At 45.7% G+C, this 17,525-nt stretch carries 13 protein-coding genes; 9 read left to right on the top strand and 4 right to left on the bottom strand.

All coding sequences use genetic code 11. The annotated features are described in order from the left end of the window. The first annotated feature begins 37 nt into the window (after positions 1-37). Positions 38-1,501 carry a peptidylprolyl isomerase gene (locus tag ICN31_RS03555; protein WP_216258653.1) on the top strand — a complete coding sequence of 488 codons (1,464 nt, stop codon included), beginning with the start codon at positions 38-40 and terminating at the stop codon, positions 1,499-1,501. On the opposite strand, the gene ICN31_RS03550 is transcribed toward ICN31_RS03555, so the two are convergent. Further along, complete coding sequence (locus tag ICN31_RS03550; protein WP_216258651.1) at positions 1,498-2,166, bottom strand: arylesterase; 669 nt, start codon at positions 2,164-2,166, stop codon at positions 1,498-1,500. The genes ICN31_RS03555 and ICN31_RS03550 overlap by 4 nt on opposite strands. 50 nt (positions 2,167-2,216) lie before the next feature. Between ICN31_RS03550 and ICN31_RS03545 the strand changes: the two genes are divergently transcribed. Genes ICN31_RS03545 through ICN31_RS03535 form a run of 3 tightly spaced genes read left to right on the top strand, consistent with a single transcriptional unit; the run spans position 2,217 to position 7,694 of the window. Next, positions 2,217-2,891 (top strand): ABC transporter ATP-binding protein, encoded by a 675-nt coding sequence (locus tag ICN31_RS03545; RefSeq protein WP_216258648.1) that lies wholly within the window; start codon positions 2,217-2,219, stop codon positions 2,889-2,891. A 21-nt stretch (positions 2,892-2,912) separates the two neighbouring features. Further along, positions 2,913-6,914: a phosphoribosylformylglycinamidine synthase gene (gene purL, locus ICN31_RS03540; protein ID WP_216258646.1), complete on the top strand. Its 4,002-nt coding sequence runs from the start codon at positions 2,913-2,915 to the stop codon at positions 6,912-6,914. An 18-nt stretch (positions 6,915-6,932) separates the two neighbouring features. Beyond that, on the top strand, positions 6,933-7,694 hold the full coding sequence (locus ICN31_RS03535; protein WP_255530903.1) for a spermidine synthase: 762 nt from the start codon (positions 6,933-6,935) through the stop codon (positions 7,692-7,694). A 45-nt stretch (positions 7,695-7,739) separates the two neighbouring features. Here ICN31_RS03535 and ICN31_RS03530 read toward each other — a convergent pair whose 3' ends face one another. Together ICN31_RS03530 and ICN31_RS03525 are read right to left on the bottom strand one after the other, a co-directional pair. Next, complete coding sequence (locus ICN31_RS03530; protein WP_216258644.1) at positions 7,740-10,325, bottom strand: bifunctional aconitate hydratase 2/2-methylisocitrate dehydratase; 2,586 nt, start codon at positions 10,323-10,325, stop codon at positions 7,740-7,742. Positions 10,326-10,502: 177 nt separating this feature from the next. Beyond that, positions 10,503-10,691 (bottom strand): superinfection immunity protein, encoded by a 189-nt coding sequence (locus tag ICN31_RS03525; RefSeq protein WP_216258642.1) that lies wholly within the window; start codon positions 10,689-10,691, stop codon positions 10,503-10,505. A gap of 122 nt (positions 10,692-10,813) precedes the next feature. Here ICN31_RS03525 and ICN31_RS03520 point away from each other — a divergent pair, with 122 nt between their 5' ends. The 4 genes from ICN31_RS03520 to ftsB are packed head-to-tail and all read left to right on the top strand — an operon-like array spanning position 10,814 to position 15,039. After that, a complete protein-coding gene (locus ICN31_RS03520) occupies positions 10,814-12,475 on the top strand; it encodes a CTP synthase (protein ID WP_216258640.1) in 1,662 nt (553 codons plus the stop codon). A gap of 9 nt (positions 12,476-12,484) precedes the next feature. Continuing rightward, positions 12,485-13,348 carry a 3-deoxy-8-phosphooctulonate synthase gene (kdsA, locus tag ICN31_RS03515; protein WP_216258639.1) on the top strand — a complete coding sequence of 288 codons (864 nt, stop codon included), beginning with the start codon at positions 12,485-12,487 and terminating at the stop codon, positions 13,346-13,348. A 53-nt stretch (positions 13,349-13,401) separates the two neighbouring features. After that, positions 13,402-14,688 carry a phosphopyruvate hydratase gene (eno, locus tag ICN31_RS03510; RefSeq protein WP_216258631.1) on the top strand — a complete coding sequence of 429 codons (1,287 nt, stop codon included), beginning with the start codon at positions 13,402-13,404 and terminating at the stop codon, positions 14,686-14,688. 21 nt (positions 14,689-14,709) lie between these two features. Next, positions 14,710-15,039, top strand: coding sequence for a cell division protein FtsB (ftsB, locus tag ICN31_RS03505; protein ID WP_216258629.1), 330 nt, complete (start codon positions 14,710-14,712; stop codon positions 15,037-15,039). Positions 15,040-15,054: 15 nt separating this feature from the next. Here the strand turns inward: ftsB and ICN31_RS03500 are convergent, their stop codons facing one another. Continuing rightward, positions 15,055-16,020: an Hsp33 family molecular chaperone HslO gene (locus ICN31_RS03500; protein ID WP_216258627.1), complete on the bottom strand. Its 966-nt coding sequence runs from the start codon at positions 16,018-16,020 to the stop codon at positions 15,055-15,057. A 64-nt stretch (positions 16,021-16,084) separates the two neighbouring features. On the opposite strand from ICN31_RS03500, the gene gltX reads away from it, so the two are divergent. Continuing rightward, positions 16,085-17,479 (top strand): glutamate--tRNA ligase, encoded by a 1,395-nt coding sequence (gene gltX / locus ICN31_RS03495; protein WP_216258625.1) that lies wholly within the window; start codon positions 16,085-16,087, stop codon positions 17,477-17,479. Positions 17,480-17,525: the final 46 nt, after the last annotated feature.

Here is a 17,525-nt window from a genome sequence, read left to right as displayed (position 1 = left end):
TCACATAGTTGATATTTTTTTACTAGCGAACTTATTCATGTTTGATACCATCCGTAAGCACCAAAAGCTGATGCAGCTTGCACTGATGCTGGTGATCGTTCCTTCTTTTGCTTTTTTTGGAATCTCTAGCTATTCCAGCTTCATGGATAAAGAAACTGATCTTGTGAAGATCAATGGAAAACCCATTACTGCACAGGAAGTTGACAATGCAGCTAAGCGCCAAGCTGAGCGCGTTGGTGGAAATCCGCAGATTACCCAAAGCCTTCCATTTAGACAGGCCATTTTGAATGAGCTACTACAGCAACGCATTCTCGGTTTTGCAGTAACAGATTTACGTCTGCAAGTTGGCAAAGATGCCCTCGTAAAGAGTTTACAAAATATTCCACAAATTCGAGCCTTGTACAAAGAAGATGGTAGCTTTGACGATGCGCGCTTTAAGCAACTCTTAGTTAATAATGGCTTAAATGAAGAGCAGTTCTATGCTAGTCAGGCATTTGATCTCAAAATAGCTCAACTGGTCAATTCCGTGGCCCGCACTGAATTAGCCAGCCCGAAAATTTCTGAAATAATTTCCACGCTTTATGAGACAGAGCGTCAAATACAAACTATGCCATTTGAGGCTAAAGCTTACCTACCCAAGGTAAATCCGACGCAAGAAGAACTTCAGGCTTTTTATCAGGCCAACGCTAAACTTTTTGAGAGCCCTGAGTTCGTTGATGTTGAGTACATAGTGCTCAAGGCCGACCCTAAAGAGGAGGCAAAAGTCTTTAGCGAAAAGGCCGACCAATTTGCTAATCTGACTTATGACCAGTCCGATAGCTTGAAGCCCGCTGCAGATAAATTAAAGCTTAGTATTCAGAATCAAAAGGGTGTGACACGTTCTGGCGCAAGTGGTGTATCAAGAGATCACCCTCTTGCCAACCCGAAGGTAGTGCAAGCGCTGTTTGGTGATGAAGCCCTAAAAAATAAACGCAATATCGAGGCAGTACAAATCTCGCCTGGTGTTTTTGTCTCTGCAAGAGTGGTCGTTTTTCATCCTGCTCAGATATTACCTTTCGCAGAGGTTTCTTCTGAAGTGAGAAGACAAGTAAGTCAGCGATCTGCAGAGAAGTTAGCTATAGCTGCTGCTGCAGAGCGTTACACAGAGCTTCAAAAAGATCCAAAGAGCACCTCTGGTTTTGGTGCTGCAGTTTGGGTTTCTCGCAATAAACCAGCAAACCTAGTTGGTAGTGCACTAGACGATGTAATGTCAGTAAGCCAAGATAAATTGCCTGCTTATGTATCCGTTGCTAATCCAGGCATTGGAACAACCTTGTATCGAGTTGATCAGATTCGCCAACCTGCTGGTGTAGATGCAAAAGTGCACAAAGCGCAGTCACAGCAGATACAAGCACTAGCAGCTCAGGCTGAGTTAGCAGGATTTATGGCTTTTTGGCGTGATAGCGCAAAAGTAAAGACCATCAATTCATTGAGGCCGCCCTCAACAGGTGCAGGTAGCTAATCAGCTCTTTTGCCGTTAAGGAGTGACTGATATGGGGCCATAGCGCCCCATACGTTTTTGTAAAGAGTAGCTTGGGCTTTTTCATTAGGATGAATATTGTCCGGCTGAAATAGATCCGCATTGCTGACAACTCCTGCCATAAAAAATGGCACCAACTCAATTCCTTCTTGGCTAGCAAGTTTGGGGTACAGGTCTTTAAACTTCTTTGTATAGTCCTGACCGTAATTGGGCGGAATTTGCATGCCAAATAACAATACTTTGGCCCCTGATTTTTTGCTCAGTTGAATTATCTTGCTTAAGTTCTTTTCGGTCTCATTCAGGGACAGACCTCGCAATGCGTCATTAGCTCCTAGCTCGAGCATGACAATGCCGGGCTTCTTTTGCTGCAGTAGGTTGGTAATACGCGCAAGACCACCTGAGCTAGTTTCCCCGCTAATACTTGCATTGAACACAGTCCATTGGCTACCTTGCTTTTGAAGCTGCCCCTCAAGTAGCTTGACCCAGCCAGAGCCTCTGGAGATACCGTATTCAGCAGAGAGGCTATCGCCCATTACCAAAATAGTGGAATTTGAGCTTGCTGATGTGACAAAAGAAATTAACAGGCAAAATAAGCCTATTGCAATTACTTTTTTTGATACGAAGGTCGACTGATTATTTTGATTCATCTATTTAGTTACTTTAAGGCTAAAAAGCCTTTAAATTGCTTTCCCTTTTTATGAGCACTTCAAAAAAAGTCCTCAGCGCAAACCATCTAGGTAAGTCTGTTTTATCTAGTGATGGTGTTTTGACTATTTTGCACGACATTCGCTTTGATTTAGAAGCTGGTGAAAGTGTTGCCATTACTGGCAGCTCTGGCTCCGGTAAGAGCACTTTACTGGGACTTCTGGCTGGCTTGGATCTGCCAAGCCAGGGTAATGTCACTCTAATGGGGAAGAATCTCAATGCCCTTGATGAAGATGGGCGGGCAAAGCTTCGAGGCTTACAAGTTGGTTTTGTATTTCAGTCTTTCCAATTGCTACCACACTTAACAGCGCTAGAAAATGTCATGCTTCCAGCGGAGCTGGCTGGTATGGATAATGCCAAAGCTACTGCTATGGCTTGGCTAGAGCGAGTTGGACTTGGCGAGCGATTTGAGCACTTCCCGAAGACCCTTTCTGGTGGAGAACAGCAGCGAGTTGCCTTGGCTAGAGCCTTTATCACTCAGCCGGCCATTCTATTTGCCGATGAGCCCACTGGAAGTCTAGATGAGGCGAGCGGTAATCGGGTGATTGAGCTTCTTTTTGAGCTAAATCAGGCCAATCATTCCACCCTGGTTTTAGTCACCCATGATCCAGCCTTAGCTAACAGGTGCCAGCGCCAATTACACCTCCAAGGCGGGCGCTTACTGTAGGCAAAACCTTATAATCTAGGGATGTCTTTTTTCCATTTTTTACCTGGCGCAAACGCGCTTTCTTCCTTTCGCCAACAGCGTCTTTTAGCCTCTTTAGTAACTCAAGGTATCGAGCTAGATTCTATTGAGGCGCAATATCTTCACTTCATTTGGTCTGATACAGCATTAAGCGCTCAAGATCAGGAAGTTCTAGCCAGTTTGTTAACTTATGGTCAACCATTTACCGGCGCTGCTTCTAGAAAAGGTACTGTGGTCATTCCGCGCTTCGGAACGGTTTCTCCATGGGCAAGTAAGGCAACTGATATTGCCCGCCAATGTGGATTAAATATATCGCGCATTGAGCGTGGTGCACAGTTCTCATGGAAAGCTAAAAAATCTTTGAGCGCATCTCAAGAGCAAATGGTATTGGCAGCAGTTCATGATCGCATGACTGAAACTGTCGTTCAATCGATTGATGAGGCCAATGCCTTGTATCAAACTCTAGAGGATCGTCCTTTACATCGGATTGCGGTTTTGGAGAATGGCAGGGCGGCACTAGATCAGGCCAATCAAGAGCTTGGTTTAGCTCTCTCTGATGATGAAGTTGATTATTTAACAGAAAATTTCATTCGCCTCAAGCGCAATCCTAGTGATGTAGAACTCATTATGTTTGCGCAAGCTAATAGCGAACATTGCCGCCATAAGATTTTTAATTCAAGCTGGACTATAGATGGCGATGATCAAGAGAAATCATTGTTTGCCATGATTCGCAATACCCATCAGCTACACCCGCAGGGAACAATTGTTGCGTATTCTGATAACTCAGCTGTGATGGCTGGTTGTGAATCAGAAACCTGGGCTCCACAAGGTGATGATCACCGCTACCAAAAAGATACACGTTTAGTGCATACCTTAATGAAGGTAGAAACACATAACCATCCCACTGCAATTGCACCATTCCCAGGAGCCTCCACAGGTGCGGGTGGTGAGATTCGGGATGAAGGTGCCACAGGGGTGGGCGGCCGCCCAAAAGCAGGCTTAACAGGGTTCTCAGTCTCTAATCTAAACATTCCTGGAACAGACCTTCCATGGGAAAGTGAAAAGTACGGCAAACCTGAACGTATAGCTACGCCCTTACAGATCATGATTGATGGCCCATTGGGTGGCGCAGCCTTTAATAACGAATTCGGCCGACCAATTTTAGGCGGTTACTTTCGCGTGTTTGAGCAAACTTTGGATGGTGTGCGGCGGGGTTATCACAAACCCATCATGATTGCGGGTGGTATCGGCAGTATTGATGCTATTCACACGAACAAGAAAGCAATTGAGGCTGGGCACTTATTGATTCAACTCGGTGGTCCTGGCATGCGGATTGGCATGGGTGGCGCTACAGGTAGTTCAGTGGCTACCGGAACCAATACTGCAGATTTAGATTTTGACTCTGTCCAACGCGGTAATCCAGAAATGGAACGTCGTGCACAGGAGGTTATTAATGCTTGTCGCGCTATGGGTCAAAAAAATCCGATCGTATCTATCCATGATGTTGGTGCTGGTGGATTATCAAATGCTTTCCCTGAGCTAGCTGATGGAGCTGGCTTGGGTGCCAAATTTAAATTACGCAATGTACCGCTTGAAGAGAGTGGCATGAGCCCTGCTGAAATCTGGTGCAACGAATCACAAGAGCGTTATGTGTTGGCCATTGAATCAAAAGATTTAGAGCTATTTAAGGCCCTTTGTGAGCGTGAACGTTGCCCATTTGCTGTGGTCGGTGAGGCTACAGTACAGCGTCAATTACAACTGATTGACTCTAAACAAAGTGCAGGTGCTGATGCGGCAATGCCCGTTGATATGCCAATGGAAGTGCTACTGGGCAAACCTCCGCGGATGCATCGTGATGTTCAACGGCTAGCCCAGAAATTTAACGAGCTTAATGTCACCGACGCTGATCTTGCTCAATCTATTGCCTGGGTATTGCAACAGCCTACGGTTGCTAGCAAATCATTCTTGATCACCATTGGCGATAGAACTGTTGGGGGCTTAAATGCTCGTGATCAATTTGTTGGCCCATGGCAAGTTCCAGTAGCAGATTGTGCTGTCACCTTAATGGATTACAAGGGCTATCGTGGTGAAGTCATGAGTATGGGAGAGAGAACTCCTGTAGCAGTGATTGATGCTCCCGCAGCAGCTCGAATGGCTGTTGGTGAGGCCATTACCAATCTTCTAGCTGCCGATATTCGTCATTTAGAAGATGTTAAGTTGTCAGCAAACTGGATGGCTGCTTGTGGCTCTCCAGGTGAGGATGCCAAGCTTTATGACTCTGTAAAAGCGGTCGGCATGGAGCTGTGTCCCGCTTTAGGGATTTCAATACCCGTTGGTAAGGACTCTTTATCGATGGCAACAGCTTGGCAAGATGCAGGACAAGATAAGAAAGTCGTTGCGCCTGTTTCCTTGATTATTTCAGCATTCGCCTCAGTGCAAGATGTTCGTAAGACGCTGACTCCTCAGCTAAAGCTCAAAGCACAAGATGGGGCAGCGCTAGATACTGAATTGATTCTGGTTGATCTTGGTCGAGGAAAAAACCGAATGGCTGGTAGCATTCTGGCTCAAGTATTGAATCAATCTGGAAAAGCGGTTCCAAATCTAGATCAACCCGAAGATTTGAAGAACTTGGCTGCGGCCATCATTGAGCTTCGTAAAGAAAATAAGCTCTTGGCTTATCACGATCGCTCTGATGGTGGTTTATTGGCTTGTATTGCGGAGATGGCATTTGCAGCTCATTGTGGCGTCTCAATCAATGTTGACATGATTGCAGTGGATCCCAGTCAAGAGCCAGACCATGGTGATGCTAAAAACTGGGCACAGCAAGTATCTGGTCGCCGCCATGAACAAACAATGCGCGCCTTATTTAATGAAGAGCTTGGCGCAGTGATTCAGATACGCAGAGAAGAACGGGATGCAGTATTTGCAGTGCTTCGCAAGCTTGGTTTAAGTGCATTTAGTCATGTTATTGCAAAACCGAATACCAATGGCCGTATTGAGATTTGGTGTGATGCTAAAAATATCTTTGCAGAGCCCCGTGAAATCTTGCAAAAGATGTGGACTAATACCAGCTATCAAATAGCACGCTTACGTGATAACCCAGCATGCGCCGATAGTGAATTTGCCCTCTTAGACAATCTATCTGATGCAGGCATGACACCTAAGCTCACCTTTGATGTTGCAGAGGATGTTGCTGCACCATTTATTGGAAAAAATGCTCGCCCTAAAGTGGCAATTCTTCGCGAGCAGGGCGTTAACTCCCATGTAGAAATGGCCTATGCTGTGAACTGGGCTGGCTTTGATAGCTACGATGTTCATATGTCTGATCTTTTGAGTGGCAAAGCAAAGCTCGATAACTTCAGAGGTCTCATCGCTTGTGGTGGATTTAGCTATGGCGATGTTCTTGGTGCTGGCGAAGGTTGGGCAAAAACGATTCTCTTTAATCAGCAACTTCGAGATCAATTCTCAACATTCTTCAATCGTCAAGACAGTTTTGCTTTAGGCGTTTGCAATGGTTGCCAGATGATGAGTAATCTTGCTGGAATTATTCCTGGTGCACAAGCTTGGCCTAAATTTACGCGCAATCAATCCGAGCAGTATGAGGCCCGTTTAGTGATGGCAGAAGTGCTTGCTTCTCCTTCAATCTTCACCCAAGGCATGGAAGGCAGTCAATTACCAATCGCCATAGCGCATGGTGAGGGCTTTGCTAATTTCAGCCAGCAGGGTAATTTAGATCTGCTACAACAGCAAGGTTTGGCAAACTTACGCTTTGTTGATCATGAAGGCAATCCGACCCAAACCTATCCGATGAATCCAAATGGTTCGCCGGGTGGATTAACAGGTGTAACAACGCCAGATGGTCGCTTTACGGTGATGATGCCGCACCCTGAGCGAGTATTTAGGGCTGTGCAGATGAGCTGGTGTCCACCTGAATGGCTAAACACTGCTGATGGGGCAAGCCCATGGTTACGTTTATTCCGTAACGCACGCCGCTGGGCCAAGTAAGTCAATGCATCCAAATCCATGTTGATGGAGCCGGTAACCTTTTCTGAGAGCGGAGGAGTGCGTTATCTTCATTTTGGTACTGAGTTAATTCAAGGAGCAATGCGTATTCGCGACCCCAATGAAATTTACCTCGAGTACAACCAGCAAATGATGGCCTGGCTACTCTTTTTAGAAACCAAGCCTGGCATGCGGGTTGCGCAATTGGGCCTTGGAACTGGAGCTTTAACAAAGTTTACGCACCTTCATTGCCCAGCCGTTAAATCAATTGTTGTAGAACTTAATCCTGCCGTCATTGTGTCGGCAAGAAGTATGTTTTCAATGCCAGATGATGATCGTAGGCTTGAAACGCTACAAACTGATGCCAAGCAGTTTGTAAAGAGTCCTAAATACAAAAATACCTTCGATGCAGTCCAAGTAGATTTGTATGATGCTATTTGTGATGGTCCATCAGCAAGCTCTTTGGAGTTTTATCAGGGTTGCTACGACATTCTCAAAGAACCAGGCGTTTTGACAGTTAATTTATTTTCACGCCATAAGAGCTTTAACATCAATCTCAAGAACATCTGCGAAGCATTTTCTAATCGTGTTCTGTTATTTCCCGAATCGCATGATTGCAATGTAGTCGCCATTGCTTTTAAGGGTCCTAAGTTAGAAGCCCAATGGAAAGCTGTTTCAGCGCGCGCCAAGCTGATTAAAGAAAAAACAGAGCTACAGACCAATAAGTGGGTATCAGGTATTAGCAGTGTGAATGCTCGACAGCAGTTACAGCTCTCGATATAAAACTTGCATCAGAAAAAAAGGCGATCAGTTGATCGCCTTTTCTTTTTAGACAGTCACAGTATCTGCGACATCGCTAAATGACTTGAGTTTGTCAAAGCTCATGTATTTATAAACATCACTGGCCTTAGCATCTAGCGCCTTCACTTGTTCTAAATACTCGGCAGGAGTAGGTAGCCGTCCCAAAAGGGCGGCAACGGAGGCTAACTCAGCAGAAGCCAAATACACGCGAGTATCGATACCTAAGCGGTTAGGAAAATTACGTGTAGAGGTTGATACGGCTGTTGAACCTTTACGAATCTGCGCTTGATTACCCATACAGAGTGAACAGCCTGGACTTTCCATGCGTGCACCAGCTGCACCCAACATACCGTAGTAGCCTTCTTCCATCAACACCATGGCGTCCATCTTCGTCGGAGGAGCCACCCATAAACGGGTTGGCATATCTTTCTTGCCTTGCAAGACTTGACCTGCTGCGCGGAAGTGTCCAATATTAGTCATGCAAGAACCAATAAAGACTTCATCAATCTTGTCACCAGCAACTTCCGAAAGGAACTTCACATCATCTGGATCATTAGGGCAGGCCAAGATAGGCTCTTTGATTTCATCAATATTGATTTCGATAATCTCTGCATAGTCAGCATTAGCATCAGGTTGCAGTAATTGTGGATCTGCAATCCAAGCTTGCATGGCCTTGATACGACGGCCAAGGGTGCGCTTGTCTTCGTAGCCATTTGCAATCATCCACTTCATCAAAGTGATATTGGATTGCATATACTCAATAATCGGCTCTTTGTTCAAATGAACAGTGCAGCCACCAGCAGAGCGTTCAGCAGAAGCATCCGACAATTCAAATGCTTGTTCAACCTTAAGATCAGGTAGACCCTCGATTTCAAGGATGCGGCCAGAGAAAATATTTTTCTTGCCTTGCTTCTCAACAGTCAGCAAGCCCTTTTTGATTGCGTACAAAGGGATGGCGTTAACTAAGTCACGTAGGGTGATGCCAGGCTGCATCTTTCCCTTGAAGCGAACCAAAACAGATTCAGGCATATCCAAGGGCATAACACCAGTCGCTGCCGCGAAAGCAACTAGGCCGGAGCCAGCGGGGAAGGAAATGCCGATTGGGAAGCGAGTGTGGCTATCGCCGCCGGTGCCGCAGGTATCGGGAAGCAGCAAGCGATTTAACCAGCTATGGATCACGCCATCACCTGGACGCAATGCAACACCACCACGATTGGTCATGAATGGTGGCAACTCGTGTTGAGTACGAATGTCTACTGGCTTTGGATATGCAGAGGTGTGACAGAAGGATTGCATGACTAAATCAGAAGAGAAGCCCAAGCAAGCTAAATCTTTCAATTCGTCACGCGTCATAGGACCGGTTGTATCTTGGGAGCCAACGGTAGTCATGTGTGGCTCGCAATAGGTGCCAGGACGTATACCTTGCCCCTCTGGTAAGCCACATGCGCGTCCAACCATCTTTTGAGCCAGGCTGAAACCTTTTTTATTATCAGGTGGGCTAACTGGGAGACGGAATTCTGTTGAGGCAGGTAAACCTAATGCCGCGCGGGCCTTTGCGGTTAAGCCACGCCCTACGATCAATGGGATACGACCGCCAGCACGAACTTCATCCAAAATTACTGGTGACTTGAGCGAAAAAGCAGTAATTTCTTTACCGTTCTTAAATGCTTTGCCTTCATATGGGCGCAACTCAATCTCGTCACCCATATTCATTTGAGATACATCTAATTCGATTGGTAGCGCACCAGAATCTTCCATGGTGTTGAAGAAAATTGGAGCAATATTGCCACCAAGACAAACACCACCAAAACGCTTGTTTGGTACGAATGGGATATCTTGACCAGTCCACCAGAGAACAGAGTTGGTAGCAGATTTACGTGATGAACCAGTGCCAACAACGTCACCAACATAAGCAATTTGATTGCCTTTTTTCTGCAGCTCAGCGATTTGTTTCATGGGGCCACGAACACCAGATTCATCCGGCTCAATACCAGGGCGTGGGTTCTTCAGCATGATCGTTGCATGCAACGGAATATCTGGACGGCTCCACGCATCAGGTGCGGGAGAGAGGTCGTCTGTATTCGTCTCGCCAGTAACTTTAAATACCGTGAGCTTCATGCTTTCTGGAACTGCGGGGCGGCTAGTAAACCAATCCGCATCAGCCCAGCTTTTCATCACGGCCTTTGCATTTGCATTACCTTTCTCAGCAAGCTCAAGCACATCATTGAAGTAATCAAACATCAAGAGCGTTTTCTTGAGAGCTTGCGCAGCAACAGCGCCACATTCAGCATCACTTAATAATTCAACTAAAGGTTTAATGTTGTAGCCACCGAGCATGGTGCCTAAAAGTTCAGTTGCCTTCACACGAGAAATCAAGGGCGATTTTTCTGTACCTTTTACAATGGCATCTAAAAATTCTGCTTTTACTTTTGCGGCCTCATCAACACCAGCAGGTACACGATGCGTAATGAGCTCTACAAGTTCAGCCTCTTTGCCTGCCGGTGGATTCTTAAACAATTTAACCAGCTCAGCAGTCTGATCCTTAGTTAACGGGAGTGCCGGTATACCAAGTGCTGCGCGTTCGGCAACGGTAGCGTTATAGGCTTCTAACATGGTGTTTCCTATGAGGTAAATGAGTTCTATAGAATGACTAAACGGGAATTTTCTCCCGAACAGCCACATTATAGTTACTTATTTAAGTCTTATATAAGAGTTTAAATTCCCTTAATTTCAGCCCATTGGGGCTATTTAGATGAAAACTAGACTTAAAAGAGGCTGATTTACCCAAAATTAGATGATTTGCTCATCCTTTAATGCCCAAACCAGCGCCACAACCCATCCAATCAAGGACCAACCTAAAAAGAGGTTCAGGGCAAAAATAGCCCCGGTATTCGCCCTTTTTCGATGAAAAGCGATCGCAAAAGGCAAGAAATAAAAGAGGGACAAAATGGTAATTAATACAGCAAAGAATAGGCGCATGATGGTCGATTAGGCTGAAAAAGTGGAAATTTAAGCGATTTATCTAATATATATCCGATTTTGAAAGTTCCTGAATCACTAAGGCTATCGTTATAATTACTTTTTCCAACAGAGCTTAAGCGATGACCAAATACGTTTTTGTCACTGGTGGTGTGGTTTCTTCCTTAGGGAAAGGAATCGCAGCTGCCTCGCTTGCCGCGATTCTTGAATCCCGCGGCCTGAAAGTCACCCTCCTAAAATTAGATCCTTACATCAATGTTGACCCGGGCACTATGAGTCCACTCCAGCATGGAGAAGTTTTTGTGACTGAAGATGGTGCCGAAACAGATCTGGATTTGGGCCACTATGAGCGCTTCGTATCAGCAAAGATGCGTAAGAGTAATAACTTCACCACTGGTCAGATTTATGAGTCGGTGATCAGTAAAGAGCGTCGCGGCGAATACCTAGGAAAGACAGTTCAAGTTATTCCCCACATTACCAATGAAATTCAGGCATTTGTAGAGCGCGGCGCTAAGGCTAGCCATGATGGCAATGCAGATATTGCGATTTGTGAGATTGGCGGCACCGTTGGCGATATTGAGTCGCTACCATTTCTGGAGGCTGCAAGACAGATGAGTCTGCGTCTTCCATTACACAGTTGCGCTTTTGTCCACTTAACTCTGGTGCCTTATATTCATAGTGCTGGTGAGCTCAAGACAAAACCAACCCAACACTCTGTACAAAAGTTGCGCGAGATCGGCATCATGCCAACCGTTTTGCTATGCCGTGCTGATCGTCCCATTCCAGAAGATGAGCGCGCCAAGATTTCTCTTTTCTCTAATGTGCGTGAAGAAGCCGTGATATCCGTTTGGGATGTCGACACGATCTATAAGATTCCAGAGATGCTCCATGCACAAGGCATGGACGATTTGATTTGTCGTGAATTAGATATCAAAGCTAAACCAGCCGATCTTTCTGTGTGGGCAAATTTAGTTTATGAAATGGCCAACCCACAGCATGAGGTCACCATTGGTATGGTTGGCAAATATGTTGAGTTGACTGAATCCTATAAATCGTTAATTGAAGCTTTACGCCATGCTGGTATTCATGCGCACACCAAAGTTAATATTAATTACATTGATTCAGAAGTCATTGAAAAAGATGGCATTGATTGTTTAAGGAATTTGGATGCTATCCTAGTTCCAGGCGGCTTTGGTAAGCGCGGTACGGAAGGTAAGATTTCTGCTATTCGTTATGCCCGCGAAAACAATATCCCGTACCTTGGTATCTGCCTAGGTATGCAGTTGGCAGTCATCGAGTTTGCGCGCCATGTTGCTAACATCGCCAATGCGAATAGTACTGAATTTGATCCACAAGCCGAGAACCCGGTAGTTGCTCTCATTACAGAGTGGATGGATAGAGAAGGGCGAGTAGAGAAGCGCAGCAATGATTCTGATCTTGGTGGCACCATGCGCCTGGGTTCCCAACGGTGCCCAGTAAAAGCCGGAACTTTGGCACATCGCATTTATGGCTCGGAAGTAAATGAGCGCCATCGCCATCGCTATGAAGTAAATAACATTTATGTTCCAAAACTTGAGAAGTCTGGTTTGATTATTTCTGCCAGAACACCAAATGAGTCTTTGCCTGAGATGATGGAATTACCGGAGTCAATACATCCTTGGTTTTTTGGTGTGCAGTTCCATCCAGAATTTACCTCTACACCTCGTGATGGTCACCCTTTGTTCTCAGCATTTATTGGTGCAGCACTGATTCACCAAGATGCTGCATTAAAACAAGTTGCTTAAGAGGAACTGATGAGCTCATTTCAGCTATGTGGTTTCAATGTCGGCCTAGACCAACGCTTCTTCTTAATTGCTGGGACATGTGTGATTGAATCCGAGCAGTCCGCGATTGATGTTGCAGGCCAATTAAAAGAAATCACCAGCGCCCTAAAAATTCCGTTTATCTATAAATCTTCATTTGATAAAGCAAATCGCTCTTCTGGAAATTCATTCCGGGGTTTAGGTATGGAAAAGGGCTTAGAGATTTTAGCTAAAGTTAAAAAACAAGTGGGCGTACCGATTCTGACTGATGTCCATGATATTAGTGAGATCGAGGCAGTTTCTAAAGTAGTTGATGTAATTCAAACCCCTGCTTTTTTATGTAGACAAACGGATTTCATTAGAGCGTGCGCTCAGAGCGGTAAGCCAGTCAACTTCAAGAAAGGGCAGTTCCTTTCGCCTCATGAGATGCTCAATGTCATTGAGAAGGCTAGGGCGGCTGCCAAAGAAGTAAACCTTCCAGATCAATTTATGGTTTGTGAGCGCGGCGCTTCATTTGGTTATAACAACCTAGTTTCTGATATGCGAAGTCTTGCTATCTTGCGCGAAGCAAATGCACCCGTAGTATTTGATGCGACCCATTCTGTTCAGTTGCCTGGTGGCCAAGGTACAGCCAGCGGTGGTCAGAGGGAGTTTGTACCGGTATTGGCTCGTGCGGCAGTTGCGGTAGGTATCAGCGGCCTGTTTATGGAAACCCATCCAGATCCATCCAAAGCTTTATCTGATGGACCTAATGCAGTGCCCTTGCATCGGATGAAAGAGTTACTGGAATCGCTAGTTGCGATTGATACGGTAGTGAAATCTAGTGGTCCATTTTTAGAAAATAGCTTCAAATAAATTTGCAGCGAATTGATTAATTCCCATTTTGTATTGCTTTAAGGAGAAGGTGCATGAGCGCCATTGTTGACATCATCGGTAGAGAAATTTTAGATTCACGCGGTAACCCCACGGTAGAGTGTGATGTATTGCTTGAGTCAGGGGTCATGGGGCGTGCAGCAGTACCTTCTGGCGCTTCTACAGGCTCACGCGAAGCGATTGAGTTACGCGATGGCGATAAGGCTCGCTATTTAGGTAAGGGCGTTCTCAATGCAGTTCAAAACATTAATGTTGAGATTGCAGAAACCATTCTTGGCTTGGATGCCACTGAACAGGCTTTTTTAGATCGCACCCTAATCGACTTAGATGGCACACACAACAAGGCTCGCTTGGGTGCTAATGCAACCTTGGCTGTTTCGATGGCCGTTGCCAGAGCAGCCGCCGAAGAAGCGGGCTTACCTTTGTATCGTTATTTTGGTGGTTCAGGTGGCATGCAATTGCCTGTACCCATGATGAATATCGTGAACGGCGGCGCGCATGCCAATAACAGTCTAGATATCCAAGAGTTTATGGTGATGCCTGTTGGCGCAGAAAATTTCCGCGATGCGTTGCGTTGCGGCGCTGAAATCTTCCATGAACTGAAAAAAATCCTTGGCGCTCAAGGCATGCCTACTACAGTTGGTGACGAAGGTGGTTTTGCACCAAACTTCAAGAGCAATCAAGAGTGCCTGCAAACCATCATGAAAGCGATTGAGGGTGCTGGTTACCAAGCCGGTGAAGATGTGTTGTTGGCGCTAGATTGTGCCGCAAGCGAGTTCTATAAAGATGGCAAATACCATCTCTCAGGGGAAGGGTTGCAACTGACCTCCAGCGAGTTTTCAGACTACCTCGGTAATCTGGCAGATCAGTTCCCTATCGTATCAATTGAAGATGGTATGCACGAGAGTGATTGGGATGGTTGGGCTGATATCACCAATAAACTGGGTAAGAAGATTCAGTTGGTTGGCGATGATTTATTTGTAACCAACACTCGCATCCTCAAGGAGGGTATCGAGAAGGGAGTCGCTAATTCCATCTTGATCAAGATTAACCAGATTGGCACCCTTACAGAAACCTTTGCAGCCATTGAGATGGCAAAGCGCGCTAATTACACTGCAGTGATCTCTCATCGTTCTGGTGAAACTGAAGATAGCACGATTGCCGATATTGCGGTGGGTACGAACGCTGGCCAGATTAAGACAGGCTCTTTGTCACGCTCTGATCGCATTGCTAAATACAACCAGCTATTACGTATCGAAGAGGATTTAGGTGATGTTGCGACCTATCCAGGCAAATCCGTTTTCTATAATTTAAAACGCTAAATCCCAGAAAATTGGTTTGTTATGCGGATAGTCATCTACTCCATGCTGTTATTGCTCATTGCAATCCAGTACCCGCTTTGGCTGGGAAAGGGTGGATGGCTTAAGGTTTATGAAATGGAAAAACAAGTAGAGCTACAAGAGGCTAAAAATAGTCTTTTAGCTCTACGCAATGCCAAACTAGCTGGCGATGTGAAAGATTTAAAAGATGGTACGCGTGCGATCGAGGAACGGGCCAGAGCTGAACATGGCTTAATTAAAGAGGGTGAATATTTTGTGCAGATCTTGCCAGTTGATAAAGCTAGCATAGCACCTGCAGTTGATGGACTGAAAACACCAGCCACTAAGCAATAAACTCAGCAATAAAGATTAGTGCCCGCTAGAAGGCGGCCTAGTAGCATCACTCAGTAAGTCTGTTTTAAAAACCTGCAAACAGTCTACAGCGTCGAATCGATAAGGCTTTGCGCAAAACTCACAGATAGTCTCGACCACACCTTGTTCAGCCAATATTCCCTGAACCTCTTCTTCGCCGAGCATGCGTAAAACATCTGCCACCTTGTTACGCGAACAGCGACAAGAAAAGCGGATTTGGCGTGGCGGGAAGCTGCGCACACCATTCTCAGTAGACTCTTCCAGAAATAGACGCCTGAGGATCGTTTCTGGGGGAAGGGTAAGGAGCTCATCGTTAGTAATGGTCTCTCCTAAAGTCTGGATACGAGTCCATCCTTCAGCCGCATTTTGTGCATCAAGGTGTGCATGACCACCTGAGTCAGGCATGCGTTGCAATAAGAGGCCGCCAACATGAGTATCGCTTGATGCTAGCCATATCCGCGTATCTAATTGCTCTGATTTTTGCATGTATAGTCCAATGGCCTCCGCAGCACTAGATACGGCTTTGATGGTGCTGCCATGTTGCTGCTGGAGAGCAACAATACCTTGGTAGGGTGGCTGACCGGATTCACGCTCTGATGGGTCTAGTGTAATGACCAGTCTTCCAGAACTAGTGGCATCTAAGAGCTCACCAAGGCTAGCATTGGGGGTTATTTCTGAGGGATCTACCGAGAGCTTAACAGTAGCTCTCATAGATAAATCTGACTTACATTCGACTATTAAAAGCGCAATGGGACCTTTGCTTTGGGCCTGAATAATCAGAGTGCCGTCAAACTTCAGGCTTGCGCATAGAAGAGTAGCGGCGCCAACAAAATCCCCTAAGATACGGCGGACTGCAGGCGGATCATTGCGACGCTCTAAAACAGCCTGCCAAGCAGTGCTAATGGAGACAATTTCCCCGCGAACAGGGGCCCCATCACAGACAAACACTAGTAATTCATTCATAGGGCAAAGTATCCACGTTTTTGAATTTCGCCGCCAATTCATGTGACCTGAGATAATGTAGTTTATGCATATTCGTACACGTTTCGCTCCCAGCCCCACAGGATTCATTCATCTAGGCAACCTTCGCAGCGCTTTATATCCATGGGCATTTGCGCGCCATAATCAAGGCGACTTCATTCTACGCATTGAAGACACTGATCTTGAGCGCTCTTCACAAGAAGCTGTAGATGTGATCATAGAGGGGATGGCCTGGCTAGGACTTGATTTAGACGAGGGTCCAATCTATCAGATGCAGCGCATTGATCGCTATCGTGCAGTTGTCAAGCAAATGCTAGATGCAGGACTTGCTTATCCTTGCTATATGAGTGAAGAAGCATTGAATAAACTTCGTGATCAGCAAATGGCTAATAAAGAAAAGCCACGCTATAACGGCTTGTGGAGGCCTGAGCCTGGAAAAACTCTACCAGCAATTCCGGAAGATGCTCAGCCAGTGATTCGCTTTAAAAATCCCATTGGTGGATCAGTTATCTGGGAAGATGCTGTTAAAGGGAAGATTGAGATTAGCAACGATGAACTCGATGATCTGGTCATTGCTCGTCCAGACGGCACACCAACCTATAACTTCTGCGTAGTAGTGGATGACTTGGATATGAAAATCACCCATGTCATCCGTGGTGATGATCATGTAAACAATACACCTCGTCAAATTAATATCATGAGGGCTCTCGGTGGTAATCCACCTATCTATGCACACCTACCCACGGTCCTAAATGACTCTGGCGAGAAGATGAGCAAACGCAATGGAGCTATGAGCGTCCGGGATTACCAAAAAGCAGGTTATCTGCCTGAAGCAATATTGAACTACTTGGCGCGCTTAGGCTGGTCTCACGGTGATGCGGAAGTATTTACTAAAGAACAGTTTGTGGCCTGGTTTGATTTAGATAGTCTAGGTCGTTCACCTGCACAACATAATCCAGAGAAGCTGCTGTGGCTCAATCATCAATATATCCAGAATGCAGACCCAAGCAAACTAGCGCAGGCGACCAAACCCTTCGCACATCAAATTGGGATTGACACCGAGAATGGCCCAGACTTTACTCAAGTAGTAGGTCTATTAAAAGATCGCGCCAATACATTGATTGAAATTGCAGAAGGGGCTAAGCTTTTTTATTTACCAGCGCCTGCTCATAGTGCAGAGGAGATTGCTGCCAATATTCCATCATCTGTTGTTCCTGCCTTGAAAGATCTAATTGAGGCGATTAAGAATTCGGAGCCGACAAAGGAAGCTTATGGCGCCGCATTTAAACAAGTTCTAGCCAAACATCAACTTAAAATGCCCGCTCTAGCGATGCCTGTTCGTTATGCATTATTCGCAGCCACTCAAACCCCAGCAATCGATTCTGTATTGGTGGTATTGGGCCGAGAAGAAGCACTCAAACGGCTCTCCAAGGTAGTCTAGTAGGCAATTTGCGCAGTTGCACAAAAATAGGCTAAAATCTTGGATT

It is taken from the genome of Polynucleobacter sp. UB-Piko-W3, assembly GCF_018881635.1.
Classification (GTDB): Bacteria; Pseudomonadota; Gammaproteobacteria; order Burkholderiales; family Burkholderiaceae; genus Polynucleobacter.
This window is presented reverse-complemented; position numbering and strand designations above follow the sequence as displayed.